This window comes from Pedobacter metabolipauper (genome assembly GCF_004362715.1).
GTDB classification, from domain to species: Bacteria; Bacteroidota; Bacteroidia; order Sphingobacteriales; family Sphingobacteriaceae; genus Pedobacter; species Pedobacter metabolipauper.
In genome coordinates this window covers 1,425,134-1,450,532 of record NZ_SNYC01000003.1, presented here as the reverse complement: position 1 = coordinate 1,450,532, position 25,399 = coordinate 1,425,134, and the positions used below count along the sequence as shown (strand labels likewise).

Below are 25,399 nucleotides of genomic sequence, written 5' to 3'. Positions count from 1 at the left end.
GTTACCCTCCCTGTGTTGTTAAAGAAATTTTAAGGTGTTGGTTTCAATTTGGTAGATTGCTATTTGTCCGTTTTCAATTCCTGATCTGGTAGCATCTTCTTCGTTGTGGTGGATGATAACCGCATCCCAGTAAAACAACTCTTTATCTTTCCAACCTCCTAATGTTTGTGAGGTATTTATCGCCACCTCTAAGGCCTTTTTTAAACCATCATCACCGAAGCAATTTTGAGTTTCTTTGTTTGCTACAACCCAACCGCTTTTTACTGGTTGAAGATCCGTAGTGTAGACCGTAAATCCATTTGGATTCTCTTCGGCGATTTGTTTTAATCTTTCGATTATATTCATGGTGATCTGGCATTTATATTCCGGAGCCTACCGGGTTTTAAGAATTCAAATAACTATCTCGCTTTCGCTTAACAAATATAATAAAAAGTATGTTAATTACAAACTTTAATCGAGATATTTTTAAATAAAAAATGCTAATTTGACATATTGCGCATAATTGCATATTTTTACAAATGAAATCTATATGGGTTCATAATCATTTATATCAATGGCAAAGTCAGGGAAGAATCATAACGCGGTCGTATTAGTGAAACGTATGGAAAAGTCAGCGAGTGAAAAAAAGGTGGCCTTCATGTTAAAATGTAATGCTGATCCGGATTTAAAGGACTTTGAAGAAAAGAAACGCATAGCACTACACGCGCTTAAAATATGTAAAGGGAACATTACCAATGCTTGTTTAATGATAAATTTAAGCAGAAAAATGTTTCATAATTACATGACAGATGATGCTGATTTTAAAGAAATGGTATCTGATATAAGATTTACGATCACCGATGGCGTTGTCGATAAACTTCTGTTGAATTGTGAAGCTGGTAAAGAGACATCCATCATATATTACCTGAATTGTCAAGGTAAGCACCTTGGTTATGGTAATAATGTAAATATTGACCACACTACAAAAGGCGATAGCTTGAATAAGGCCTTAAAGAACATGACTGATGAAGAATTGGAGCAAAAACTTAAAGAATTAAATGCTAAAATGAAATGATAGTAGCTGCTCCATCAAGAAATTTACTGATTGAGCAGATCAGGGTACAGCATGAGTTAAATAGAAGGCGTGCACCTACCAGTGTTCTTAACTTTACTAAATATACCTTCACTCACCAATTTCATGCCACCTGGTTTCACAATTCATATTACCAGAAGCTTGATGATTTTGCAGATGGCAAGATAAAAAAGCTGATGGTTTTCATGCCGCCACAGCATGGTAAATCTGAAGGATCAACCAGGAGATTGCCTGCTTATGTTCTCGGTAAAGTTCCTGATAAAAAGGTAGCTATTGCCTGTTATAACTCTTCAAAAGCAAGAAAGTTTAATAGGGAGATACAACGGATCATGGATGAACCAGACTATCAGGATTTGTTCCCTGAAGCTCGCTTATCTAATGGATCTGACGGTTATGCCAGAACTAGCGATGAGTTCGAGATGCTGGACCATAGAGGTGGTTTAAAATCGGTTGGGGTAGGTGGATCATTGACAGGCGAGCCTGTTGATATGCTGATCATGGATGATTTGTATAAGGACGCAAAGTCAGCATGGTCACCAAAAGTAAGGGAAAATGTACAAGATTGGTACGATACCGTTGCAGATTCAAGGCTACACAATGATAGTCAGCAACTATTAGTTTTCACCAGGTGGCACCCTGATGATCTTGCTGGCAGATTGCTATCGATAGAGGGTGATGATTGGGAAGTAATTATTTATCCAGCTATAAAAGTTGGTGAACCTAACGATTACGATCCGCGTAAAGAAGGTGAAGCGTTATATCCGGAAAAACACAGTAAAGAAAAGCTTGAAAAAACAAAACACCGTAACAAGCACGTCTTTGAATGTCTTTATCAGCAAAACCCAACATCTAAAGTAGGATTACTTTATGAACCATTTAAGACTTACACTATCAAGCCTGTATCTGTTAAGACAACTCGAAAAGCTTATATTGATACGGCAGATTCAGGACGTGACTTTCTTTGTTCGATAGTATATGATGAGACTGAATCAGCAATGTACGTTGTTGATGTGATTTACACTCAGGAAGGTATGTTGACCACTGAATCACTGGTGTCAGTACAAATGATGAAACATACGGTGCAGCATACTATAATTGAAGCTAATAACGGAGGGGAAGGCTTTAAAAGAAATGTAGAAAAGGGTACTAGAACGCTTGGTAATACTAAAACTAAGTTTAAAGCATTCCACCAGGCTGATAATAAGGAGGTGAGAATTTTTACCAACTCTGCTGATGTAAACAACATGATTTTCTTTCCAGTAGGTTGGAAGGAATTCTGGCCTAAGTTCTACAAGGATGTAACTGAATATATGGCTCAAGGAGATAATGAGCATGATGATGCTGAAGATACAATGACAGGTATGGTTGAATTCTTCGGGACAAACCTAATGAGTGAAACTGTAAGTAAAAGTAAAATGGGATTTTATTAAAATATATGAGAGGATTTAGGATTAAGCCGAATTTAAAAAAGATTGATTTAATTGCTATTAAGCAAAATCAAGTTGAGTATTTCTGTGCAACGCAGACCATTGATAAAATACGGGCCCAAAAGATCGGACTGGAATTTAATCAGGAGCTTGCTGATTTCATGGAAGAAAAAGTAAAGTATTACTTCATCGTAAAAACCAATATGGAATATGATGTGATATCAGGCCTGTTACTGGATCCTGTTATCAAAAAGTTAGATATCGTTACTGGTCCTGTTACCGAAAAAGCAAGAAAATGCATTGATCACTATATAAATAGCTTAAAATAATGGCAATAACTGAAACTACCTTAGTGGTGGAAATTGACAAAACGGATGTTAAGCAGCTTTTATTAGCTGGAATGGTAGATGAAGCAAAGCCCCTTTTTTCAACCCGAAAGGATAAGGTTGCTACCGCTACCGAGCAATGGAATGTGGCTACTCACAAAATACACGAACGTCCAAAAAAATACGTAGAAATGGAAGAGGTGCCGCAAGCTAAAATTCCATTGCCTTATCAAAGAAAGATCGTTCAATCAGCGGTAGCCTTTCTTTTTGGTAAACCCGTTAAGCTCATTCAGTTAAGTGAAGGTACCGATAAGGCCTTTAAGAGGATTGATGATCTTTGGACGGAAATGAGAATGGCAACATTAAACCGTAAGAATGCCAGGGCTTTGTTTTCGCAGACAGCCTCAGCAAAGCTTTTCGTTGAATACAAAGATATTGAGGAAGATGGCAGCAAAGCCTTTAATAGCATAAAATGTATTTTATTAAATAAAGATAACGGTAACGATCTATATTATAAAAAAGATCAGTATGGTGTCATGCAGTGTATTGCCCGTGGATTTACGACTAAAAACGGTGACAAGATCACTGAACATTTTCATGCGGAGTTTAAAGACGTTATTATTACCTGCAGCAAAATTGAAGGATCTTGGTATATCAAGTCGGAGGTAAATCTTGCTAAGAAAATAAGATACAGTTATTATGAGCAGGATGAAACAGAATGGGATATTGTACAGGCTATCATTGAGCGTCAAGAAATGCTTGTTTCAAAGCGTTCAGATAATAACGACTACACCGCTGATTCCATTCTGGTCCTTACCGGTGATGTAGAAAGTTTACCTGGTAAAGAAGAAACTGGAAAGGTTGTTAAATTATCCGGTGAAGGCGCAGACGCAAAATATCTGTCACCATCTATGGCCATGGATATGGTTAAAGATGAGCGTACGACCTGGGATAATTATATTCTTTATTTTACAGACACACCGGATCTTACCAGCGAACAGCTGAAAAGCATGGGTCAGGATAGCGGTAAAGCACTTGAAATGAAATTCTTTCCTGCTATTTTAAAGGCTATGGATAAGCTGGAGCTTTTTGAGGAAATGACCGATAGAGAAATCAATATTCTTAAGGCCATGGTTACAAATATTCTTGATGTAAGCCCTGAAATGAAGAAACAGATGAAAGAACTGAAAATCGGATACCAGTTCGGAAATCCTCTTCCTGATAACGTTAAAGACTTCCTTGATATGTTGTCTACATCAGTCGGTGGTAAGCCGATAATGAGCCAGAAAACAGCGGTAGAATTAAATCCATTGATCAAAGATGGTGACGCGGAAAACTTGCAGATTAATAAGGAATCAATTTCAACTATTGAAGATTAAAATGTTAATTTGACATATTAAGCATTTATTGTATATTTGAAACATAATGCGGGGTGGAGCAGTGGTAGCTCGTCGGGCTCATAATCCGAAGGTCATCAGTTCGAGCCTGGTTCCCGCTACTAATTCTTGCTAGAGAGTTTGTTTGGTTTAGGTTTAGCCGGGGTGGTGGTTCTCCCCGGCTTTTTAATTTAATTGTTATGCATATCAATTATACGAAGTATACCCATGGTGATATTGTTTATCTCAAAACTGATCCTGATCAGAAACCCAGAATGGTAATTTCATTTAGCATTCGTCCAGGTGGAGTTGCGTATTATGAATTAGCTGCAGGTGCTGATAGTTCATATCACTTTGAGATTGAAATGAGCGACACTAAAGATGATAATTTAATTTTGGGGATATAGCTATGCCAGATGAAGTAAACAAAAAATTCGAGGCTAAACACTTAGCGAATATAAAAGCGAACCAAAAGCAGATTAAGAAACATTATCTGTCTGTTATAGAGAAGATTTACAAAAAGGCTCAGGGCTTGCAGTTTAATGGTAAAGAGTTCAAACTTGAGAATTATCCAGCTCTATCTTCTGAAATAGATCGAGCATTATTGAAGTTTTCAAAGGATTTTGATATAACCCTTTTTAATGGGATTAAAGCGGAATGGGAACTTTCAATTGAAAAAAACTTTGAAATAGTCCATAAGAATTACGGTAAGGAAAATATATCGGATTCCGTTAACAAGATCCTTTTAGATCCACAATCTGCCGCACTTGAAGAGTTCATCAATAGGAAAATAAACGGATTAGGTATATCTGATCGGGTATGGAAATACACCAACCAATTTAAAAATGAAATTGAAAATAACCTGTACGCTGGATTAAGTGAAGGTAAGTCTGCTGCGGCAATGGCCCGTGATCATGTTCAGTACTTAGAGAATCCGGATAAGCTTTTTAGAAGAGTAAAATATATAAATTCAAAAGGTGATACGGTTCTAAGGTTATCTAAAGCAGCTCAAGAATATAAGCCTGGCAAGGGTGTTTACAGATCCAGCTATAAAAATGCAATGCGATTGACCAGGGATACAATAAACGATAGCTACAGGCAAGCGGACATGGTAAAATATCAGAGCCTTGCATTTGTACTGGGATATGTTGTTAATTTATCAGCCATGCACCCGGTGACCGATATCTGCGATGCCTTGAAAGGAATATACCCGAAAACATTTGTATGGCGTAAATGGCACAATCAGTGTATTTGCAATTGCACACCTAAGCTGCCTTCTATGAAGGAATACAGAGAATACGAAAGGGCCATCTTAAACGGTACTGACAGCGAATTTGTATTTACTGGACAGGTTAATGACATGCCAAAAAACCTAAATACTTATGTTGAAGAAAACAAAGGATTTATGGATAATTGGAAGAGAAAGCCAGACTGGGTAACTGAAAACGGAATTAACTTATAAAATACGTTAACGTAGCTTCATTAACATCATACAATCCGTTATTAACAGCTTCGGTAGTTTTACAAACAGTCCAATAGCTATCTTCAACTCGTATACTTACTTTTTCAATTTCTATTAAATTAAGCTCATCTATAATATAATTGCTCAATTCGTCCCTCTTTGCAGCAAGTTCCTCTATTTCATTTTTAGTGCTGATTATTGAATTTTTCTCATCTAGGATAATTTGAGCGTGTTTAACATCCACTATCTGACCTTTTAAGTTGTATTTCTTTTGAGAAAGTTGATCGATTTCATATTCCAGAGTTGAAATTTGTTGGTCGATTTTTATTATTTCTTCGAATTTTTCCTGTAATGTCATAGCGTTTTTTTCTATAAACATACTAAAATCTTATCAGTTCATCTTCATAAAGTATTAAAAAATCGGGGCGTTCATATCCTCTGTAATTTTAGGCTTAATCTCAAAAAGCTTAACAAAAACGTATGAAGGACAAAGTATTGGCGCAACTGGCGATTGATTTCCCAGGTGTGAACCTATCTAAGACTACTAAAGACAAGATCGCTGCATTTGTAGCCACCCAGGTTACAACAGAAGATCAAATTTCTGGAAAACTTAAAGAGTACAATGATTTCATGTCATTCTCGGACATAGCTAAAAATGATGATCGCCAACGTTTGGCAGATGCAAAAAAAGTTAAGGACGATGCGGAAGCTGCTGAAAAGTTGCGTCTCGAAGAACTGGCAAAGGGAAGTCAACAGAACAATCAGGATGAGGTACCGGCCTGGGCCAAAGGTTTACTGACAACAGTTGAATCTCTAAAAACCCAGTTGGCTGGTGAACAAGGTAAATCAACAATTAACGATTTAAAAGCAGCTGCAAAGCTTAAAGGTATTCCGGAAGGTTTAGCTGCTAAATACGTGATTGGTGAGGGTTATGATCAGCAAGCTGCTCTTACTGCCTTGGAGACTGAATGGACTGAATTAAAGCAAATAGCAGTGAATGGTGAAGTGAAAGATGGTAAAGTCATTCTTGGTGACGAAACCCCTTCTGGTACACCAGCTGCAAAAGCAGCTATCAAAGCCAGTATGGAAGATGCTGTTAAAGGTTTAGTAGAAACAGTTTAACAAACTTAAAATGGGTTTAAAATTTAAAAAGACAGAGGTCGAAGGTGACATTCCTGTTTATCAACAAGTTCATGAGGTATCTCAGTCTGGATATACATTGGATACAACCGGCTTAATTGCCGGATCCGTACTTCCAGCCGGAACTGTGTACATTCCAGATGATATCACAAGGTTAGCCAAACCGGTTAAGAGTGCTACTCTGGTTGCAATAGCAGCAGCAAACGCTGTAGCTTATCAGGTTGCAAAAGGGCATCAAATTGCTATTGGCGACAACATCGGTTTAGTACTTAAAGGAAAGGCTTATGCTGTAACTGCTATCGACAAAACTACCAGTGCACTTTACGACACGATTACAGTGGGTACGACATTGAACACCGCTGAATTACCTATCGGTTCTGTTGTTTATCAGTCAGCTACCACAGGTACAACTAACTCATCCTTAGCTGGGGTACCTAAAGGAACTTCATTGGAGTCTACTTTGGTTGAAGCAAATAGCACCCTCACATTAGCATTACGTGCGACTGTTTACGCTCGCAGAATTCCAGGTGTTCCGGCTGATGTGCAAGCATTATTGCCGCTCATCATTTTTTCACAAAGCAAATAATTAACAAATGGCAGATCAATTAAAGTCCATCTTTGGCAATTACACTGAAAACATGAGTGTGGTTGCTGTGGCACTAGAAAAGGCCAAAGTTCAGCCGCTATACACCAGATTCTTAGACTGGGCTACTCCAACAGTTGGACTAGACTTCTCAACAGTAATCGGTAAAGAGAGACTGGCTTCTATGGCATCGGTTGTCGATATCGACGCTAATCACCCGTTAAGGTCCCGTTCAGCTGCTTACAAAGTTGAAGGTGAAGTTCCTTCAATTAAAGTAAAACGCGGTTTAACGCAAAAGCAGTATCGTAATTACAAAATGCTTCAAAGCATTAAGACGATGAGCGATGCTGAAAAAGCTAAAGCGATCACCAAATACATTTTGGATGATATGAAATACGTTTCTGATGCTGTAAAGTTCAGGATCAATTACATGTTCTTGCAAATGTTATCTACTGGTGGTTTAGAGATCACAGCTGACAATAACCCTGACGGTATCGTTACCGGATTGGTTCCGGTTGGATTCTTAGCTGACAACATCATCACTTCAGCATTACCACTGTCGGATGTTAACTCGAAAATAATAACCTATATCAAGGAGGTTGTTGAGCTGGCTAAAGCAAATGGCGATGAGATCTCTTCTATCATGGTATCTCGTGTTCTTTGGAACAGGATCAAAGTAAATAAAGAGTTCTTGGATGAGATGAAAGGTTATTTCAATCCGGGCTCCAATGCACGTGCAGTTTTCACCATGGCTAACATGAACATGTACATGGTGGATAACGATCTTCCTCCTTTTGAAATTGTTGATGCTATTTCACGTACTGAAGAAGATGGCAAACAGAAGTTACTGAAACCATTCAGTGACACAACACTTGTTTTCATCCCAGCAGGTAAATTAGGGATCATCCACAATGCATTTGCTATTGAGGAAATGGAGCCAAATGACAACGTGGAATACACGACTGTTGAAAGGATCCTGATCGCTAAATGGCATGAACGTTCACCATGGGGTGAGTTCACTTCTGGTGAGGTTATCGCTTTACCAGGTTTAGAGGCAGTTGAGAGTATTTATCACCTAAGAGTAGGAGCCGCTTAATCATTATGGCACTAACAATAAAGTCAGCCTTACAGGGCAAAATCAATTATCCGCTTCCAGATGAAAGTCTTGAAGCGGCTTTAATTGAGGCTTCTCTTGATGGCGATCAGGTTTATTCCAAGTCGCATACCAAGGACGTTGAGCTTTGCGCTGCGGGTCTGATATTAGTTGTTTGTACCAGTGGTAATGTATCTGAAGGTGGTTATTCTCTGTCGTTGTCTGATAAGAATGCACTTCTAAAAGTGCGGTCAATGTTCTTGAACAAGTGGAATGAGACGGATATAGATCCAGGAAAACCAAAGATTTCTGCTGTAAAGGGTAAATGGTAATGATTGTTCAATATCCTCATATTTTAAGATTCACCATTGTAACGGATGCTGTACCTTATGAAGATTCGAATGGCGATACGGTAATACCAGTTGGCACTGCTGGAGTATTTGAAATTAAATGCAGATTCGAAACGAATTCGAAAGGTAGCACAATCCCATCAAACGATGGTGAAAATGTGATCTACAGTTGGATGATTTACATGCCTCTTAACCAGATTGATATTCCAAAAAGAATAGATGTTGTTGGCTTGAATAAAGGGGTTGAATTTGCAAAAGGCACGGTTTTGAATTTCAGTAGGGACCAGCTTAACGCAAGGGCGTGGGTTTAAAACCAGCATACAGCAGGGAAGATGTTAAACGGATGTTCTCCCTTAAGCTCAAAAGGATTGATTCTGCTATTGTTAGCCGGTTTATTTTTATTGGCGAAACGTTCGTTATCAATGCCAGAAGCAAAACAGCAGCAGAAGGCGGGTTTAATGATCAGACAGGTAATTTAAGATCCTCTATTTGCTACGTAGTTTTTAAAGATGGCATAAAGCGTTCACCAGGTAACATTCCGGATTTAAGCAGAAAGCTCGTTGAGGAACTGAAATCAAAGCATCTGTCTGGATATGTGCTAATAGTTGTGGCAGGGATGAATTACGCTGCAGCTGTTGAGAGCAAAGGTAAAGATGTATTGACAGGCAGTTCCATCAAAGCAAAAGCAATGGTTCAGGCGGCGATTAAAGATTTTAAGAAAGGGCTATAAAGCGGATGGGATTTACAATGATTTCGGTTATGAATATGTTATATCAGCATATCACGCATTCTGAACTTTTTTCAGATGTGAAAAAGCCAAATGGTAAGCTATGTAAGATCCAACGTCCTGCTAATTCTGATCGTGAAGATGTTGTAATTAATGGATTGGGACTGGATAGGGAAGAGGTTCAGGAAGGTGTTTTTAATGTGAATGTCTATGTCCCAAATCTTAAATACCCTTTTGGCCATCCTTCATTTGGCGACAAATCGCAACCGGATACCGGAAGGATCCTTTACTTGAATAATCTCACAAATACCGCTTTAGGTACTGGTGAAGAGATATGGAATGAAGCTGGAACATGTTGCTTTAATGTACAACAGGATAACGTATTCGAGGATAGCAACAATCAGCATTACATAAATTTTAGAATTGAATTTTACATAACAAATTAAATAATCATGGGAAAAGTATTAGGGCTTAAGTCCTTTCTAATGGGTGATCCTGCCTTAGATGGCGGGATGGGCCTAACCTTAACGGAGGTATTTGGCGCGACTGTTAAGGGTTCTGCAACCCTAACAGCTACCGAAGCAACAACTGAAGAAATTGAGATCGAAGAATTAGATACGATCTATGACGAATTGACAACTAAAGCTCCTGTCTGGACCTTGAAAGCCAGTACGTACAATATTTCAGCAACCACAATGCAGAAGCTATTTGGTGGTACCATCATCGGTACAGCTCCAGCCCTTACCTGGAAAGCTCCAATTGGTGGCGCGGTTCTGAATGTTTATCAATCAGTAACGGCTGAATCAAGATCCGGTATCAAATTTAATTTCGTGAAAATGAAATTATCAGGTGTACCGACCATCGCATTTGATAAAGCTAAGCTTGGTCAATTGGACTTCACGCTTAAGATGTTAGCTCCTGACAAGGCTGCTACACCAGCGATGGAGATCGTGTTCGTATAAGGTTAAATAATTTAACAGGGGCACTTGTATCAGGTGCCCCTTTACTATTTTATAATGAATATTCAAGATACTTTGTCATTAGCGGCCGATACCCTCACCGAAAAAACCAAACAAGTTGAGATCACAATAAGACCAAAGAATTGGCTTCATAAGTACCTGATTAAAAAAGGATTTATGAAATCAACAAAGATTTTTGAGATTACACCAATTTTAGTTGGTAATCGTAAAAGGGTATCATCAATCGCAGTTAGGCTTCCCAAAGATAGCTGGGACAACGGCATTCTCAATACAATGAAAGCATGGAAGGCTGTTGATGATCATACCGACCATTTTATTTACGTAGTGGCTGTCTGTATTGAAAACAGAAAAGCTGAGCCGTCAAAGGCTTTAATTGAAGAATTACGCTGGATGCCGGATCCTGAATTTATGAAGCTAATGGATGCTTCGTTGACTATGGCCGGACTACCAAATTTTATGAAATCTATCGTCTGGATAAGCGGCCAAAGTGTATTGAATGTGCCGGAGCCGGAGAACACTGTGAAACCTGCAAAGGAACAGGATTAAAGCCAGACGAGCCTAAAAAGAATGTGGGAGTTGATAGCCCATGGTCACTAATCGGATCATACCGAAAATATTTTAAATGCAGCAGGGAAGAAGTTTTATGGGGAATGAGTTGGATCAATTTCTTAATGGATCTCGCTACAATCCCTTCCAGTGAATCTGATTCCAAAAAAGAAGATGAAGATCAAGTGGTATCACCTGAAGATGAAGAAAAAGAATTAAGAGAACTCTTATCAAAATAAAGTATGAATGTAGCAGGCGGTGATTTAAACTGGATAAGTACAATTAACGATTCCGAATTCCATAGATCTATTCAAAGAATGGAGCGGGAGGTTAACCGCACCACTTCCAGTATAACAGCGCAAAGTAACCAGATAGAAAATTATGCAAAAAAAGCGAGTGAAGCTGTAGCTGCATACTTCTCTGTTCAGGCGGCTACAAGCTTTGTTTCTTCGCTGGTAGATGTGAGGAATCAGTTCCAGCAACTGGATATTGCATTCTCAACAATGCTGAAAAGCAAAGCGGCTGCCGATACCTTAATGAAGGAACTCATCGTATTTGCTGGTACAACCCCATTTGGATTGAAAGAGGCTGCGGGTGCTGCTAAACAACTTCTTGCTTACGGATCTACGGCTAAAACGGTAGTCGGTGAATTAAGAATGCTTGGTGATGTCGCGGCTGGTGTGTCCGTCCCTATTGGCGACCTGGTTTATCTGTATGGTACCTTGAAAACACAGGGGCGAGCTTATGCTATGGATATCCGGCAATTTGCCGGCCGTGGTATCCCGATCTATGCTGAACTGGCTAAAGTCCTTAAGGTCGGTAAAGATGAGGTAGCTGGATTGGTTGAGGCTGGTAAGGTCGGATTCCCTCAAGTAGAACAAGCATTTAAAAACATGACAGCTGCAGGCGGTATGTTTGGCGGTTTAATGGAAGCTCAATCAAAATCATGGGGTGGTATGATCGAACGTTTCAAGGATGCGTGGGATATCATGCTTAATGATATTGCGATGAGCCAGGAGGGTTTGTTCTCGTTAGGTATCGAATCGGCTACTGCCATGGTGGAGAATTACAAAGAGCTCCTTGATATTATCGGCTTACTTATTTATGCATACGGAGCATACAGGGCAGCTGTTATCGCTTACGCGGTTGCCAACTCCTTAGCTACGGCATCAGTTGTAGTTCATGGATTATCAGTTCGTCAATTGACTGTGATGGAGACTTTACTTGCAGCAAGTAAGAGAATGCTTATATCATTACAGGCTACATATAATGCGGTTCTTGCAGCATCTCCAATTGGAGCAACCATCGCTCTACTGGCTGCATTGGGAGCAGTTATATATTCACTTTCGCAATATGTGAGTGCAGCGGAAGCGACACAGGAAAGGTTCAATAGAATCCAGGAGGAAAGCAGCACTTCTGCAGTTAAGGAAGCCCGAAGCATTAAGGCCCTAGTTGACGTAATCAAAAGCCAGACAGCGACTAACGATCAAAGAGCAGCCGCCTATAAAAAACTTCAAGAAACGACCAAAGGCGTTTTAATTGGTTTTAGCCAGGAAGAGATTGCAGCTGGTAAGGCTACAAATGCTATTAAGTTATATATCAAAAGTATTCAAGATGCTGCTGTTGCAAGAACTGCCTTTTCCGAGTTTCAGAAAATCAATGATCAACTTGCTGAATTAGAGGTTAAAGGGATAAAAGCCATATCTATGATGGATAAGGCAGCTTTAAGAGCGAAAGGTTTGGGTGCCTATATTAATTATTCAGTTAGTGGATTTCCTGAAAGCGAGCGGGAACAGTATAATGCTGCCAGAAGTATCGCTCTTTACGGTGGTGATGGTAATGATGCATTAGTAAAACAACAAAAAGCAAACTTACAAAAGCAATTAGATGATCTCACTAAAAAATACGGTTCAGAGATTACGAATGAGCTAACTAAAGGAGTAAGTGATGAAGCAGCCACTACCGCTACCAAAAGAAGGTCAGTCGATACAATAGATGCTGAAATTAAAAAGTTGACCGAGGAACAAAAAGCTGTTTCAGAAACTTCAAAGCAGTACAACGAGTACCAAAAGCAAATCAAGAAACTTGAAGAGGAAAAAGCAAGGATAACCGGTAAGCAAACTGCTGCAGATAAAAGGGAGATAAGTGAACGGGAAAAATTCTTAAATAAGCTTAGTGAAATTGAGGCAGAAGCGTCAAGAAAAGGCTTAACCAAAAACGAAGAAGAAATTAAGGCAGCGCAAGATAAAGCTGAAGAGTTAAGAAAGAACGCCATCAAGCTCGGTCTGAAACCTGAAACAATTACCAGGATCAATAATGTAGAAATTGCCGAAACCGGTGCAATCAAATACAGGCAAGATACAGAACTGCTGGAAACGGAACTTGTAAAGCAAAAGGCGCTTTATGATGATTTCGAAGCATACAAAAGTTCTTTGGGTAAAGACGCTGCTGAAAAACGCTATAAAAACGAGATTGATACTTCAGTAAATTATTTACAGAAGCTTGAAGCTGAAAGAGGTAAGATTTTAGATAAGGATCCTATGGATATGACTGGTCCTGAAATCGAGCGGTTAAGGGCTTATGATAAATTGATAGATGAACAAGCCGCAGTTGAAGCTAAAAAGTATGATGATCTAATGAAATCATTAGTTAGTTATCAGCAAGAACGACAAGCTAAAATTGAGAAATATAACGAAGATATTGCACTGATAGAAAACGATCCAACTGCTATTGCTGAAAGAAAAAAACAGTTGGATAAGGAATTGAAAGAACTTGATGATGCTAATTTGAAGAAATTGGAATCTTATCAGGCCCTGTTTTCAGGTATAGAAGATTTATCGAAAACAAGTGCTTTAAAGTTATTGGCTGATACGAAACAGCAATTTGAAAAAAATGTTAAGGAGGGCGGGATTATCGACCCTGCTGAAATCGAAAAAATAAGGAAGTACCTGGGTGATGTTGAGAAAGGAATAAAAGAGGGGGCTGGAAAAGAACTCATTCAGATGGCTAATACCATAGATGGTATTGTTTCTTCTATAGGCGCAATGGATTCTGTATTTGGTAAAGTGTTATCAACTGTTGCTAATGTCGCAGGTCAGGTAGGTAACATAAAAAAGGGCATGGACGATTTTAAAGATTCCGATACAGGCCTTGGAAAACTTACAGCCGGTCTTGGAATCTTAGGTGCCGGTATTTCTATCTTTCAATCAGTGTTCAGTTTGTTTGATCGTTCTGCTCAAAGGGAGGCTCAAGCATCTTATTCTCGTGATTTACAGAATAAGCAAACCGAGGCATTAAATAAAGCCTTGGAAAGGCAGATTGCTTTACTCAACGACGCTTATGGCACCGATCGGATCGTAAAGTATAATGAAGCAATTACACAAGCCAGGGCAAACGAAGAGAAGTATCAATCTCAACTTACAGGAAGATATGCCTTAACCGGAAACAAGGCTTTAGATGATATTATTGCTAAAATCAATAACGGTGAAAAATTCGCGAATAATGGTACGCAAATCAAAAAATCTGAACTAACCTCGTTACCAACTGACATTGAAGCATTAAGGACGTTGCTGGCAGAGAACAAACTGGATGCGCAAACAGCTCTTATAGTTGAAAACTTGATCAAAGCGGCCGAAACTGCTAGGGAGTTAGTAAATAATCTCAATGCTGAAAATGTAGGATCTTCATTAGATACTATCGCTGATCAGTTTATTGCAACTTTGACTGATGGAACCCAGGATTTCGGTAAAAGCTTTGAAGATACTATCCGTAAATCAATTCTTAACGGATTCAAAGGTGAGCTGATTAAAACCCAGCTGCAGAAGTTTTATGATGAGTTTGCAAACCTATCACAAGGAGGATTAACAGAAGATGAGATTGCTAAGCTTCGTGATTCATATCTAACTGCTGCTGAAAAAGCAAAAAAGGATATCGAAAACTTAGGTAAGGCTACCGGTATTGATTTGACTGATTCCGGTGATAGCTCATCGGCACTTAACAAAAATATCAAGCAGATCACCAGCGATCAGGCTAATGCACTCGAAGGAATCACGCGAGGTACTTACGATCTAACGAAAAGGGTTGTGGTCAACGGTACAGAGACAAATACCTTATTAAATCCAATTGGTAAGACATCCATCGAGCTTCTCAATATCGCCAAAGCTAACTTTGATTCAGTTCTTAAAATCGAAGCTAACACTGCTCAAACAGTAGTTGAATTGAAAAGTGCTGTAGTCGAATTAAAGGCCATTGCAAAGAACACAAATAGCGGATCACTTAGAGGCGGGGGGCTTATTTAATGGAATTATCTAATTACAGGATAAATGGATACGATCTTTTCTTAGGTGTTGGAATTTTACCGCATAGCGATAAGACTACAGCTGACAGCTTCGAGGTTCCATCTGACACCATCCAGGTTTTTACGAAGGATTGGGGAGATGGGATTATTGAATATGACCTATTATCCACTGTAAACACAAAAGCAAGGGTATTCATTATCAAAGGAATACTTCTGGTTGATTCTATTTCAGATTATAAGGTTACGGCATCGGCAATTGGAGACTTTATTCAGCAAAATTATGTAACCCTTGAAAAGGTAGATTTCGATATAAAAGTAAATGCCAGATACAAACCTGGTACAATTCAATGGAACAGGCTTACCAATTTTATAGCGAATAAGATAGCGGTTTCAATAGAAATTCAGTTTGATGAGGTTAGGCAATCAGCTCCTTTTAAAGATGATGGCACACTGGATTTAACCTACCTGGTTGATCATGAAAATAGTTTTTATAGTACACAGGATGATAAATTATTTATAATATAATGGCAAAAACGGTAAAGACAAATCAGCTACCGATAGTTACTGATTTAACGGGGGCGAAGATTGTTGGATTAACAGCAGAAGGTATAGATGCACAGTTTCCATTGGCTAATATTGTTAGGTCAGAAAAGCCTATAGCTTATCCTGTCACTGTTCCAACTGGTGATCGGTTCCCAGGTGAGACATGGCCAATATCGACAACCAATTATGGTGTAGCTTTTCCAAACTTTGGAAATATAACACCTCCTATTAAGGTGGGTGATAAATATGCCGGTAATTCTAGGTTTGTTTGGAGTTACGGAAACTGGAATATTGAATATGAATTATTTGATGCTCCTGATTTCACTGGTAATTATGTATCAAAAACAGATGTATTCAATGCGCCAATTGTTGAGTTGGTAACCACAAGAAATGTAGGTCAGTTGTGGACGGCCACTAGTCCATCATCTTTAATAACAAGCACAACCCAGGGCTCAACCAATAAAATATCAGGGGTTCCTGGTGATATTTTTGCTATATCTGGGTTGTCAAATATAGCTAGCGCGAATACAGGTAGGTTCTTAAATTCCGCAGGTGGGTATCTATCCAGTTTGACATCTGCATCATTTACACCGATCACAGGCGGGTATTCAATAGTTATCCCCTCTGGTTCTTCAATGTTTGTTTTAAACGTAGTTAATGCTGATTTAGCGGGTTTGAGTGTAATTAAGGGTTCGGTTTACGTTTCTCCTGGAAGTATTGACCCTACCAAAGTGAAGTTAGAAGCTTTGCCTACAGGAATCATGAAAACAAAGGTTTCTGAATTATCTAACGATTCTGGCTTTATTCCAGGAAGTGATTTGTATGATTCTTACCCCGCACAGTTGGTCACGAATAAATATTCTGGTCAATTTTGGACAGGTTCAGGTGTTTCAGTTTTGGCTCCAATTTCCGGAAACAGTGCGGTTAACAAAATTGCAGTCGTAGCAGGTGACTTTCTCGCTGTGGAAGGATTAACAGACATCACGGCCACTCAAATAGGAAGATATTTAGATGGTACAGGCTCGGTCCTTGGGAACATACTTCCCACTCATTTCAATAGCATTTCAAAAGGATATAGGCTGGCTATTCCAGTCTCTACCTATCCTACAGTTGCGTTTGCAGCGTTGAACGTGAAATCTGCAGATCTTCCAAACATTGGAGTGCAATATGGATCTTTTGTCATAAAGAAGAAAGTCAAATCAGATCTGATAACGCAGGATATAACGGGTAAATCAAACTCAGAGGCTAACTTTTCATATCTACAGGGAAGAAAAACGAAAGTGGATACATCTGCGAAAAAGCCAGGAATAATTATAGCCAGCCAATCTCAATTTGATGGGAGGCTGCCTGTCTCTACTATACCATTACCTGCAGAATTTGTTAGTGCTGGTAATACGATTCCTGGCTGTATTATAAATAATAGCCTCACGCTGACGAATTTTTCTAACATACATACTTACAATTCCACAGACTTACAAGTATCACCAAGCAGATGGTCGCCAGAAATACTTCTATATCAAAAGATAATTACTCATAACCGAGGCGTGTCAGGGCATTCCACGGATAATATATATGTAACAAAAACCAGTTTAGGAGGCACTTCATTCAGTATTCTAAAAGGTGAAGGTGCTGGTAAATGGAACATAGATTTTGATGCCATTACGGCATTTTCATCCGGACAAACAAAACTTGCTTCTGTATTGGAAAGTAGGATAAATGCGATGACTACAGCTGAAGGGATAAACTTCGAGAATAGACTGCTTATTATCGTAATTGGAGAAAGCGATAGAAATGATGCTGATAGCTTCTATCAAAACTGTAAGAATTTTATCTACTACATGAGAGGTGTAGTCAATAACCCGCTGCTGCCGGTTATAATAGTCGGTGTTAATTCAACGTCAGCTCAATATAGCTCAGTAATCGAAGGTGCAAAAGCACAGTTATCGACAGATGTTAAGAATGTTGCTTACGTCCCGGCAACAGGAACTACCACGTTAGATACCATTCATTGGGACCTCTCAACAGCTACGACAGTTGTAAATGATATATATGCTGAAATAGAATCAAAACCGCTCATCTATAGAATCCTTAATTAATGCACTTAGTTCCAATCAAAAAAAACGGTGTAGAGATATCTCAGCTTCCGATATACAGCACAATGGTTGTCACCTCGGAGCTGATGGGCGCAAGGGAAACACAGGCAGATATTGATTTGCCTGGTGTTTTATTATCCCCTATTGGATCATCCATCGAATACCGGGGGCAGAAATTTACTGTTAATACGCCTCCATTAAAAGTGGAAAAGTTAAGCAACCGGTTATTTAAATACTCGGTGATGTTTGAAAGTGTTTTGTACCGGTTGTACGATAAGCAACTTAAGCACCTAAAAAATAAAACCTTCCAATATTACGGTGCTCCTCTTAATTATGCTCAACTGATTGTTGACAACATCAATGAGATTGATTCAGGCTGGAACGTAGGTATTTGTGATACTCTTCCAGAGATTAAGATTGACTTTTCCGGCCAAAGTTGCAGGAATGCACTGGATGTTGTGGCAGAAAAGTTTACTTGTGAATGGTTCTTAAGTGGTGTTGAAGGAAAAACGATCAGCTTCGTTAAGCAGGTCGGCTCAGTTACATCTTTGGTATTTCAGTATGGAATGGGTAAAGGACTATATTCATTATCATACCAATACCAAAGCGATAAGAACATTGTTACCAGGGCCACAGGATATGGGAGCATCAAAAATCTTCCGGAAGGATATCGAGGTAGCGCGAAGCAACTAATGTTCGATGGCGAGTACCTCGACAAGAACGTATTTATGCCAGATGGTGTAACGAAGTTGTATGATGTCCGCGAAGGCGATTATGAGAATCCGGAGATATATCCGGAGATCAATGGATTAGTTTCTGCATTCAGTGCTTATGATGATGAATCTGATATATTCGAGATATCTGCCTCAACTTTAGATTTCAACCTGAACGATTATTTTTCTGTAGAAATTCCTAAGTTATCTTTCAAGTCAGGAGAATTGCAGGGACAGGATTTTGAAATTAAGAAATACAATCATACTACAAAAACGATCACCTTAAAAGTATTTCAGGATAGTAATGATAATAAACTTCCGAATACAGTATTTCAACCGGCCATAGGTGACACTTTCACTTTGTTCGATATGCACCTGCCGGCAGAGGTGGTTGCTGCTGCAGAGTTAAGATTGAAGGTAGCAACGCAAGCCTGGTTAAACGAAAACTGTGTGCCTCGTGTCTTATACTCTTTAGAAATGGATCCGCTTTATGCTCGTGATAATAACATCATGCTATATCCCGGTGATCAAATAAGAATCATTGATACTGATCTTGGAATCGATGAGATGATCCGTGTTACAAAGACAGTCTATCCTTACCAATTTCCAGATGTAATTACACCGGATACAAAGATCATTTGTGAGATCGCCAACTTCATTCCGTATACTCGTACAGAGCGAGTGATCAGTGATACCATTGACAATAAGAATGAAATTAAATACGTGGATCGTACAAATACCGAGCGGGCCCGTATGAATAGCCGTAGTTTAAACCAGTTGTCAAGTCGGGTATTTGATCCGGACGGCAATCTTGCAAAGGGTGATGAGACGCTTTTTGCTGCAATGGCAAAGTTTGGTTTCGATTCACAAAACTATGGACTGATTGATGTTACCATATCACCAAATGTGGCAGCAAACGCAAATGCTTTAACTATAACCGGCGGTCACTTGGTCCATAACATTTACGAGATTGAAGGCTTAGGATATGACTGGGTGATGGCTCCTGGATCATGGGCCGGACTTGATCCGCTTAAATTTTATTATGTATACGCAAAATGTAGCAAAACAGCATTAACCGGTACATGGGAGATTTCTGAAACACCGGTATTTGTAAATGATATTGCTGGTCACTGGGCGTTTAACCTTGGTCAGCTTAACCAGGTAAATGTTAAAGGGTACCGGACGTTTGATCCTACTAAGGGAGTTACCACAATTGTTGGTGGTCAAATTACATCTGGCATCATTCAGGATATTAGCGGCCAAAATTATATCAACCTTACTATAGGATCTATAAATTTTGGGAGTGCTCCTGAAGGTCGAGGATTCCGGTATAATAAAGATGGTGATGGTGAGCTCATGATCAACGGTAAAGTTATTTTTGGTGCAGGGTCTACTGGATATGAAAACATCGATGATAAGCCTGATCTATCAGGATTAGCCAGTCAGGACTTTGTAAATGCCGTTAAAGATGATCTGCAAAATCAAATTGATGGACAGATCACCGCCTGGTTTTACAATTACGTGCCGGATAACACTAATTTACCAGCATCGACTTGGACCACTGATGCTGTTCGTGATACCCATTTAGGAGATTTATTTTATGACAATACAACAGGATACGCATACCGTTATATGAAAGATGGTTCAGTGTTTTCATGGTTTAGGATCATGGATACTGATGTTGTTCTTGCGCTACAGACGGCACAGAATGCGCAAGACACCGCAGATGGAAAAAGGCGCGTATTTGTTGTCACACCTACAACACCTTATGATGTTGGTGATCTATGGTCACAAGGGCCATCCGGTGAACTCATGAAATGTATTATCGCCCGCGCTACTGGATCGTACAGCGCGACTGATTGGGGTAAAGCATCAAAATACACTGATGATACAATAGTAAACGCTTTGATTACAACTCTTGGAGATATGGCGTACGAGGATGCTGTAGAATTTGCAAAGTTAGGGACTACAATAATCGAAGGTGGTTATCTCAAAAACAGTTTGATTGAGACAGCTTTATTGATTGCTCAAAATGTTAAAACCAGTACTTCCGGATTAAGGATCGAAATATCAGGGGCTAATAATAATATGATCTTTTATAATGCTGATGATGTTGAGGTATTTAGGTTAGATGATGATATTGATTCAGATTCAGCTGGCACACCATTAGGAGGTATAAGAATGAAAACCCCGGATGGACAAGTGTCTTATGGTACAGGTAATGGCTTCTTCGCTAATGGAAGTGGTCTCATATTCATACCTCTAATAACCGGAATTTCTTCTAATGGAAGTGTGGTAGGTCTTTTACAAAAAAGAAATACTGATCCGTCTGGTTTATCGGCAGCTGTTGTTGGCATTGATCAAACAGATTCAGGTGATGGACCCAGTAAAAGCTACGGGGGTTACTTCAATACTTTGAAAGCATCATCGAAATTAGAAGTAGGATCCGGAGGTATTGTTTCTGAAGGTGGTATCATAGCAAATCTTGCTGGCGCAGCTGGGGATGCTGCTGTAAGGATAGATGCAAGTGGTAATTTATACAGAGCTTAAATATCTTACTAAATACGAATAGTAAAGTATTAAAAACCAGTCTCCTTAAGTACGGAGGTAAATTTGTGTTACACTTTAAAATGGTAACACGATGATTACTACAGATCAGTTAAACAAAAAATATGGGATACCAAATGCCACAGGATCCGGGTACTTAACTACCATCACCCTTCCGTTTAAAATGCGTGTTGCATGGCAGAGAAATTCTTACGTTACCAAAATTCAATGTCACAAGCTGATTGCTGATCGGTTGAAAGCGGTTTTCACTGATATCCTTTCCCATTATGGATATGCTAAAATTGTTGAGCTCGGTATTGATCTATACGGTGGCTGTTTTAATTACCGTCTTATGAGGGGAAGCACGACAACACTATCACGTCACTCATGGGGTACTGCTATTGATCTTGATCCTGATCGTAATTTACTAAAAGAAACTTCAAAGACCGCACGGTTTGCGCGTCCTGAATACAAAGCGATGATTGATATATTTTATAAGCATGGTTTTGTTTCCCTTGGACGGGAAAAGAATTACGACTGGATGCACTTTGAGATCGCTGCATAAATGGAAGAGAATCAAAAACAAGATATGTTTGATAGAAAAGCTGCTTGGATAGAAAGGATGTTTGATCGCTTATTTACAGCGATACAAAAGAATCCTTTTGCCGCGCTTCTGGTTCTTTCCGTTGCCCTTAATTTATGGCAATACAACATCAATAACGAAGTTAACAGGTTGCGTATTGCAGATATTACCAGCTTCAACGAACGGATCGTTATAGAGGTTCGTAAAGGTGTTCAGAGTGAACTACCTAAACAGCTCGCTCCATATAAAGAGCAGCAAGATAGCAATACAAGCAAGTTAGATACATCCCTGGTAAATCTTGATCAGACGCTTCAATCTCTTAAACAATATTTTAACAAAAATAAAAAGAAATGAAAAAGCTATTCATAATACCCGCGTTAATTCTTTTGTTCTCAGCTGGTGTAACATCCAGTAAAGTAGAACCTCAACCGATTCTTATCAAAGAATATAGTTCGCCTATTAACACCAGGCTCGACAGCGTAAACGTCAAGGTGATCCAGTTACGAGATTTAATGAAACAATTATGAGAATAGTATTTATTTTGTGGATCATGATCATCCTTTCCGGATGCGGAACCTTTAGGAAGGTTTTTAAAACCAAGGAATTAAAGAAAGTTGAATCTTCAACTACTTTGAAAAAGGACAGCACAGGACTTACCATTGATAAAACAAAGATAACAACAGTCGAGAAAATTGATACTGCAGTTGTTGTTCCTGAAAAAACGGTTACCCAGGATACATATTTAAATATGGATAGTATCGTTAATGGCATAATGGCTATCAAAAGCGATCTGGTTGATGTGAAGTTAATGCTGGATCCTGTAACAGGAATCCTTACCACAAAGGCAACGGTTCATCCAAATAAGATACCATTTAAGTTTGATAGAACGACAACAGTTCTAAACGATATCACGCAGCAAAGTTCATCCAACAGCAACCAGAAAGAAGAAAAAACTTCACTGGAAAAGAATAGCACCGTTCAAAAAGAACCGGCAAAAATGGGCGTTTGGCTGGTCGCTTTCTTTGTTGTGGTATTAGCCGTATTATTTATGGTAAAGATGTCAAAACCAAAGATTTAGCATCCCATCCAATCGTTTTACCCCGTAGCCTGGTATTCATGTGGCCAATTAGTTCACGTTTATATTTATCGTAGCTCGCTGTATCTCTATGGCCTGTAAGGTTCATTATTTCAGCATCAGTATAACCGGCATTTAGCAGATCAACGACACGGGTATGCTTCCATCCGTACATTGTAAAGTTATCAGACAAGCCTAACGGTTTTCTAATGTCCTCACGAAATACGCGCGTGAAATAATTCTCACTGTGCATCTGGTCGCTAACTTCTGCCTGGTATCCGATCACGTAATAATTAGCCGGGAACTGTTCAAGACGTAAACTAGTCAGCATTTCTGCCAGCTCATCGCAAATAGGAACGGTTCTACTTTTCGTCTTACCAATGATCTTAATATACCTCCCTTTGATATCTACATTTTCAACCTTAAGATTCCTGATCTCATCCGGACGCATACAGCTGAAGTATATAAACTGGGAGAAGTATAATACTTTGGGATATTTCAACATCGCCTTTTTAACATTTTCAGCAACGGTATCACCAAAGTATTGGTTTTTCATAGGCTTGGTATTCTTGTGCTCAATCTCACCATCTGTACCTATATCAAATTCCTCACGTTTAATCCAGAACCGAGGTTTCTTTGCAAACCAGTTCAGAAGCGTAACCCAGTAGTTCAGGTGATTGTTATAGGTGGTTCCATTCCAGTCATGATGTACCTTGAGCCATTCCAGCATATCGGAAATAAACTTAGCGTCAATCTGATCAAGTCTGATGTCAGCCTTTTTAGCCTCAAACAAATAATTCTCAAACTTACCTACGTATCCCTCATAGGCATCAATTGTAGGTTTCGCTAAATCTTTACCGCGTTTGTTATTTAAGAAGTCAATGAAGGCGTGAGTAAGTAATGGTGACTTTGGATTATCTTCCCGATGCTTTTCATCCACTATCTCTTGAACAATATCCTTTTCAATTTTTGGTACGTCAAACGGGTTATATCCAGCTTTAAGATTTTTATTGATCTCGTCAACGAGTTCTTTTAAGAAAGTCTCTTTCTCTTTGAGGTCGTGATAATAGTTTAATCCCTCTTTTACTTTAATCCTTTCAAATCGGCCGGTACCTGGGTTGATAAATGAATAATAAGCAAACCATTCTTCATTTGGATCGCCTGTTGGTCCTTTGTAACCCTTAGCCCATTTGTAGTTTTTAAGCATGAATTTGAATGTACCCTTTTTGTCCCGTTTTTGTACTTTAAATGAAAAAACCTGCTCCTTTATGCAAGGAACAGGTTTCGCGGAGAGTGGGGGATTCGAACCCGCGGACCCTTTGACAAGTCAACAGTTTTCAAGACTGCCGCAATCGACCACTCTGCCAACTCTCCGGCGCAAAAGTACAAATAGGACTTGATTCTGCAAACTATGATTAAGTTTTTTTTGATAGAAAGTGATAAATGCTTAGAAATGAATAAGAAAAATTTACTTCCTCTCTAACTTATCTTCTGCTGGAGCCGATTTTTTGAACAAATTGAAGTTCGGCTTGATGATCTTTACACTCCGTTTAGACAGATCTACACTCGCATTTAGCTCAAATCCCACCAAAAGTATCAGGGAATTTAAATAAAGCCAGATCATAATCACGATCAAAGTGCCGATAGATCCGTACACTTTATTGTAAGAACTGAAATTATTGATGTAAAAGGAGAATCCCCAAATGGTTAAAAATGCAAGGATGGTTGCCAGCCAGGAACCCGCACTAAAGAACTTCCATTTCTTGGAGTGCGCCGGACCATAACGGTACAAAATGGATATCGTGACAAAGTATAAGACGCCAAGCAATGCCCATCGGGTAAGCTGGATCACAAACTTGGTGAGTCCATCCTTAATATTAAGCTCTGTGTCGATGTAATTCAGTGCAAGCTCACCAATAGTCATCGCTGTAATACAAATGATCACAGAGAGGACAATAACAAGCGTGAGCACGATGGCAATGAAGCGCTGCTTTACCCAGCTACGGGTTTCTATGATCAATGATGATTTGTTAAAGGCCATCATCAGGTTGTGAATACCGTTTGTAGCGAAGAATAACGACAAGATGAAACCAAAGGAGAGCAAGCTGCTGTTTTGCTTGTTCACAATCTCATCCAGCGTAGCACTGAACGCATTATAGGCATCGCCCGGTAATACCAGTACGATCAGTTTCATCAGTTGGTCCTGGAAGCCGATACGCTTCGGAATAAAAGGGATCAGCGTGAATAAAAAGATGATGCCGGGAAATATAGCCAGCATAAAATTATAAGCCAGGGAAGAGGCCTTATTAACCAGTGAATCTTTTCCGATCTCGGTAAAAAAGAACGTGGCAACGGTATAGATAGGCAGGGGGCTAAAACCAGGCAATACATAGACTTTTGTCCAGTCTATCAGCATTGCGTAAAGCTTAAGTTTTAACAGTTGCTTATGTACCCATTCCATTGATC

27 protein-coding genes and 2 tRNA genes are annotated in these 25,399 nt (G+C 39.2%); 24 read left to right on the top strand and 5 right to left on the bottom strand.

Translation table 11 applies throughout. From position 1 onward, the window contains the following. Positions 1-18 precede the first annotated feature (18 nt). On the bottom strand, positions 19-345 hold the full coding sequence (locus ATK78_RS06370) for a hypothetical protein (protein ID WP_133575186.1): 327 nt from the start codon (positions 343-345) through the stop codon (positions 19-21). 256 nt (positions 346-601) lie between these two features. Here ATK78_RS06370 and ATK78_RS06365 point away from each other — a divergent pair, with 256 nt between their 5' ends. From ATK78_RS06365 to ATK78_RS06335, 7 genes are all read left to right on the top strand, one after another. Then, complete coding sequence (locus ATK78_RS06365; protein ID WP_166664836.1) at positions 602-1,054, top strand: hypothetical protein; 453 nt, start codon at positions 602-604, stop codon at positions 1,052-1,054. After that, complete coding sequence (gene terL / locus ATK78_RS06360; RefSeq protein ID WP_133575184.1) at positions 1,051-2,502, top strand: phage terminase large subunit; 1,452 nt, start codon at positions 1,051-1,053, stop codon at positions 2,500-2,502. Before ATK78_RS06365 ends, terL begins: the two co-directional genes overlap by 4 nt. 5 nt (positions 2,503-2,507) lie before the next feature. Beyond that, complete coding sequence (locus tag ATK78_RS06355) at positions 2,508-2,828, top strand: hypothetical protein (protein ID WP_133575183.1); 321 nt, start codon at positions 2,508-2,510, stop codon at positions 2,826-2,828. Beyond that, positions 2,828-4,204 (top strand): phage portal protein, encoded by a 1,377-nt coding sequence (locus tag ATK78_RS06350; RefSeq protein ID WP_133575182.1) that lies wholly within the window; start codon positions 2,828-2,830, stop codon positions 4,202-4,204. Before ATK78_RS06355 ends, ATK78_RS06350 begins: the two co-directional genes overlap by 1 nt. A 47-nt stretch (positions 4,205-4,251) precedes the next feature. Continuing rightward, positions 4,252-4,323: transfer RNA gene (locus ATK78_RS06345), tRNA-Met, on the top strand. A gap of 78 nt (positions 4,324-4,401) precedes the next feature. Beyond that, positions 4,402-4,608, top strand: a complete 207-nt coding sequence (locus tag ATK78_RS06340) for a hypothetical protein (protein WP_133575181.1) — start codon at positions 4,402-4,404, stop codon at positions 4,606-4,608. Positions 4,609-4,610: 2 nt separating this feature from the next. Further along, on the top strand, positions 4,611-5,663 hold the full coding sequence (locus ATK78_RS06335; protein ID WP_133575180.1) for a hypothetical protein: 1,053 nt from the start codon (positions 4,611-4,613) through the stop codon (positions 5,661-5,663). Here the strand turns inward: ATK78_RS06335 and ATK78_RS06330 are convergent. Further along, positions 5,653-6,042 carry a hypothetical protein gene (locus ATK78_RS06330; RefSeq protein ID WP_133575179.1) on the bottom strand — a complete coding sequence of 130 codons (390 nt, stop codon included), beginning with the start codon at positions 6,040-6,042 and terminating at the stop codon, positions 5,653-5,655. The two genes, ATK78_RS06335 and ATK78_RS06330, sit on opposite strands and share 11 nt — an antisense overlap. Before the next feature lie 101 nt (positions 6,043-6,143). Between ATK78_RS06330 and ATK78_RS06325 the strand changes: the two genes are divergently transcribed. The 17 genes from ATK78_RS06325 (at position 6,144) to ATK78_RS06245 (ending at position 22,936) form a co-directional block, all read left to right on the top strand. Continuing rightward, a complete protein-coding gene (locus ATK78_RS06325) occupies positions 6,144-6,785 on the top strand; it encodes a hypothetical protein (protein WP_133575178.1) in 642 nt (213 codons plus the stop codon). 10 nt (positions 6,786-6,795) lie between these two features. Next, complete coding sequence (locus tag ATK78_RS06320) at positions 6,796-7,389, top strand: hypothetical protein (protein WP_133575177.1); 594 nt, start codon at positions 6,796-6,798, stop codon at positions 7,387-7,389. A gap of 7 nt (positions 7,390-7,396) precedes the next feature. Further along, positions 7,397-8,482: a major capsid protein gene (locus ATK78_RS06315; RefSeq protein ID WP_133575176.1), complete on the top strand. Its 1,086-nt coding sequence runs from the start codon at positions 7,397-7,399 to the stop codon at positions 8,480-8,482. 5 nt (positions 8,483-8,487) lie between these two features. Then, positions 8,488-8,811, top strand: a complete 324-nt coding sequence (locus tag ATK78_RS06310) for a DUF6706 family protein (protein ID WP_133575175.1) — start codon at positions 8,488-8,490, stop codon at positions 8,809-8,811. Then, a complete protein-coding gene (locus ATK78_RS06305) occupies positions 8,811-9,140 on the top strand; it encodes a hypothetical protein (protein WP_133575174.1) in 330 nt (109 codons plus the stop codon). The genes ATK78_RS06310 and ATK78_RS06305 overlap by 1 nt, the downstream gene beginning before the upstream one ends. Continuing rightward, a complete protein-coding gene (locus tag ATK78_RS06300; RefSeq protein ID WP_133575173.1) occupies positions 9,131-9,559 on the top strand; it encodes a hypothetical protein in 429 nt (142 codons plus the stop codon). Before ATK78_RS06305 ends, ATK78_RS06300 begins: the two co-directional genes overlap by 10 nt. 29 nt (positions 9,560-9,588) lie before the next feature. Beyond that, the gene (locus ATK78_RS06295; protein WP_133575172.1) at positions 9,589-10,002 is read left to right on the top strand and encodes a hypothetical protein; all 414 of its coding nucleotides are present in this window, start codon (positions 9,589-9,591) and stop codon (positions 10,000-10,002) included. A 6-nt stretch (positions 10,003-10,008) separates the two neighbouring features. Then, positions 10,009-10,518 (top strand): hypothetical protein, encoded by a 510-nt coding sequence (locus ATK78_RS06290; RefSeq protein ID WP_133575171.1) that lies wholly within the window; start codon positions 10,009-10,011, stop codon positions 10,516-10,518. 54 nt (positions 10,519-10,572) lie between these two features. Further along, positions 10,573-11,082 (top strand): hypothetical protein, encoded by a 510-nt coding sequence (locus ATK78_RS06285; protein WP_133575170.1) that lies wholly within the window; start codon positions 10,573-10,575, stop codon positions 11,080-11,082. A gap of 23 nt (positions 11,083-11,105) precedes the next feature. Next, positions 11,106-11,321, top strand: coding sequence for a hypothetical protein (locus ATK78_RS06280; RefSeq protein ID WP_133575169.1), 216 nt, complete (start codon positions 11,106-11,108; stop codon positions 11,319-11,321). A 3-nt stretch (positions 11,322-11,324) separates the two neighbouring features. Further along, complete coding sequence (locus ATK78_RS06275; RefSeq protein ID WP_133575168.1) at positions 11,325-15,380, top strand: tape measure protein; 4,056 nt, start codon at positions 11,325-11,327, stop codon at positions 15,378-15,380. After that, the gene (locus tag ATK78_RS06270; RefSeq protein ID WP_133575167.1) at positions 15,380-15,904 is read left to right on the top strand and encodes a hypothetical protein; all 525 of its coding nucleotides are present in this window, start codon (positions 15,380-15,382) and stop codon (positions 15,902-15,904) included. Before ATK78_RS06275 ends, ATK78_RS06270 begins: the two co-directional genes overlap by 1 nt. Continuing rightward, positions 15,904-18,018, top strand: a complete 2,115-nt coding sequence (locus tag ATK78_RS06265; RefSeq protein ID WP_133575166.1) for a sialate O-acetylesterase — start codon at positions 15,904-15,906, stop codon at positions 18,016-18,018. The genes ATK78_RS06270 and ATK78_RS06265 overlap by 1 nt, the downstream gene beginning before the upstream one ends. After that, entirely contained in the window at positions 18,018-21,278 is a 3,261-nt protein-coding gene (locus ATK78_RS06260) for a phage tail protein (RefSeq protein ID WP_133575165.1), read from the top strand. The genes ATK78_RS06265 and ATK78_RS06260 overlap by 1 nt, the downstream gene beginning before the upstream one ends. A gap of 91 nt (positions 21,279-21,369) precedes the next feature. Next, on the top strand, positions 21,370-21,840 hold the full coding sequence (locus ATK78_RS06255) for a M15 family metallopeptidase (RefSeq protein WP_133575164.1): 471 nt from the start codon (positions 21,370-21,372) through the stop codon (positions 21,838-21,840). After that, positions 21,841-22,212 carry a hypothetical protein gene (locus ATK78_RS06250; RefSeq protein WP_133575163.1) on the top strand — a complete coding sequence of 124 codons (372 nt, stop codon included), beginning with the start codon at positions 21,841-21,843 and terminating at the stop codon, positions 22,210-22,212. Positions 22,213-22,381: 169 nt separating this feature from the next. Then, complete coding sequence (locus ATK78_RS06245; protein ID WP_133575162.1) at positions 22,382-22,936, top strand: hypothetical protein; 555 nt, start codon at positions 22,382-22,384, stop codon at positions 22,934-22,936. On the opposite strand, the gene ATK78_RS06240 is transcribed toward ATK78_RS06245, so the two are convergent. The 3 genes from ATK78_RS06240 to ATK78_RS06230 all read right to left on the bottom strand — a co-directional run bounded on the left by ATK78_RS06240 (position 22,905) and on the right by ATK78_RS06230 (position 25,394). After that, a complete protein-coding gene (locus ATK78_RS06240; protein WP_133575161.1) occupies positions 22,905-24,140 on the bottom strand; it encodes a tyrosine-type recombinase/integrase in 1,236 nt (411 codons plus the stop codon). The two genes, ATK78_RS06245 and ATK78_RS06240, sit on opposite strands and share 32 nt — an antisense overlap. A gap of 80 nt (positions 24,141-24,220) precedes the next feature. Continuing rightward, a tRNA-Ser gene (locus ATK78_RS06235) sits at positions 24,221-24,307 on the bottom strand. Positions 24,308-24,401: 94 nt separating this feature from the next. Then, on the bottom strand, positions 24,402-25,394 hold the full coding sequence (locus ATK78_RS06230; RefSeq protein ID WP_133575160.1) for a YihY/virulence factor BrkB family protein: 993 nt from the start codon (positions 25,392-25,394) through the stop codon (positions 24,402-24,404). Positions 25,395-25,399 lie beyond the last annotated feature (5 nt).

Coding starts and splice junctions, on each gene's coding strand:
- ATK78_RS06370 (WP_133575186.1), bottom strand. CDS start 345: ATGAATATAATCGAAAGATTAAAACAAATCGCCGAAGAGAATCCAAAT.
- ATK78_RS06365 (WP_166664836.1), top strand. CDS start 602: ATGGAAAAGTCAGCGAGTGAAAAAAAGGTGGCCTTCATGTTAAAATGT.
- terL (WP_133575184.1), top strand. CDS start 1,051: ATGATAGTAGCTGCTCCATCAAGAAATTTACTGATTGAGCAGATCAGG.
- ATK78_RS06355 (WP_133575183.1), top strand. CDS start 2,508: ATGAGAGGATTTAGGATTAAGCCGAATTTAAAAAAGATTGATTTAATT.
- ATK78_RS06350 (WP_133575182.1), top strand. CDS start 2,828: ATGGCAATAACTGAAACTACCTTAGTGGTGGAAATTGACAAAACGGAT.
- ATK78_RS06340 (WP_133575181.1), top strand. CDS start 4,402: ATGCATATCAATTATACGAAGTATACCCATGGTGATATTGTTTATCTC.
- ATK78_RS06335 (WP_133575180.1), top strand. CDS start 4,611: ATGCCAGATGAAGTAAACAAAAAATTCGAGGCTAAACACTTAGCGAAT.
- ATK78_RS06330 (WP_133575179.1), bottom strand. CDS start 6,042: ATGTTTATAGAAAAAAACGCTATGACATTACAGGAAAAATTCGAAGAA.
- ATK78_RS06325 (WP_133575178.1), top strand. CDS start 6,144: ATGAAGGACAAAGTATTGGCGCAACTGGCGATTGATTTCCCAGGTGTG.
- ATK78_RS06320 (WP_133575177.1), top strand. CDS start 6,796: ATGGGTTTAAAATTTAAAAAGACAGAGGTCGAAGGTGACATTCCTGTT.
- ATK78_RS06315 (WP_133575176.1), top strand. CDS start 7,397: ATGGCAGATCAATTAAAGTCCATCTTTGGCAATTACACTGAAAACATG.
- ATK78_RS06310 (WP_133575175.1), top strand. CDS start 8,488: ATGGCACTAACAATAAAGTCAGCCTTACAGGGCAAAATCAATTATCCG.
- ATK78_RS06305 (WP_133575174.1), top strand. CDS start 8,811: ATGATTGTTCAATATCCTCATATTTTAAGATTCACCATTGTAACGGAT.
- ATK78_RS06295 (WP_133575172.1), top strand. CDS start 9,589: ATGAATATGTTATATCAGCATATCACGCATTCTGAACTTTTTTCAGAT.
- ATK78_RS06290 (WP_133575171.1), top strand. CDS start 10,009: ATGGGAAAAGTATTAGGGCTTAAGTCCTTTCTAATGGGTGATCCTGCC.
- ATK78_RS06285 (WP_133575170.1), top strand. CDS start 10,573: ATGAATATTCAAGATACTTTGTCATTAGCGGCCGATACCCTCACCGAA.
- ATK78_RS06275 (WP_133575168.1), top strand. CDS start 11,325: ATGAATGTAGCAGGCGGTGATTTAAACTGGATAAGTACAATTAACGAT.
- ATK78_RS06270 (WP_133575167.1), top strand. CDS start 15,380: ATGGAATTATCTAATTACAGGATAAATGGATACGATCTTTTCTTAGGT.
- ATK78_RS06265 (WP_133575166.1), top strand. CDS start 15,904: ATGGCAAAAACGGTAAAGACAAATCAGCTACCGATAGTTACTGATTTA.
- ATK78_RS06260 (WP_133575165.1), top strand. CDS start 18,018: ATGCACTTAGTTCCAATCAAAAAAAACGGTGTAGAGATATCTCAGCTT.
- ATK78_RS06255 (WP_133575164.1), top strand. CDS start 21,370: ATGATTACTACAGATCAGTTAAACAAAAAATATGGGATACCAAATGCC.
- ATK78_RS06250 (WP_133575163.1), top strand. CDS start 21,841: ATGGAAGAGAATCAAAAACAAGATATGTTTGATAGAAAAGCTGCTTGG.
- ATK78_RS06245 (WP_133575162.1), top strand. CDS start 22,382: ATGAGAATAGTATTTATTTTGTGGATCATGATCATCCTTTCCGGATGC.
- ATK78_RS06240 (WP_133575161.1), bottom strand. CDS start 24,140: ATGCTTAAAAACTACAAATGGGCTAAGGGTTACAAAGGACCAACAGGC.
- ATK78_RS06230 (WP_133575160.1), bottom strand. CDS start 25,394: ATGGAATGGGTACATAAGCAACTGTTAAAACTTAAGCTTTACGCAATG.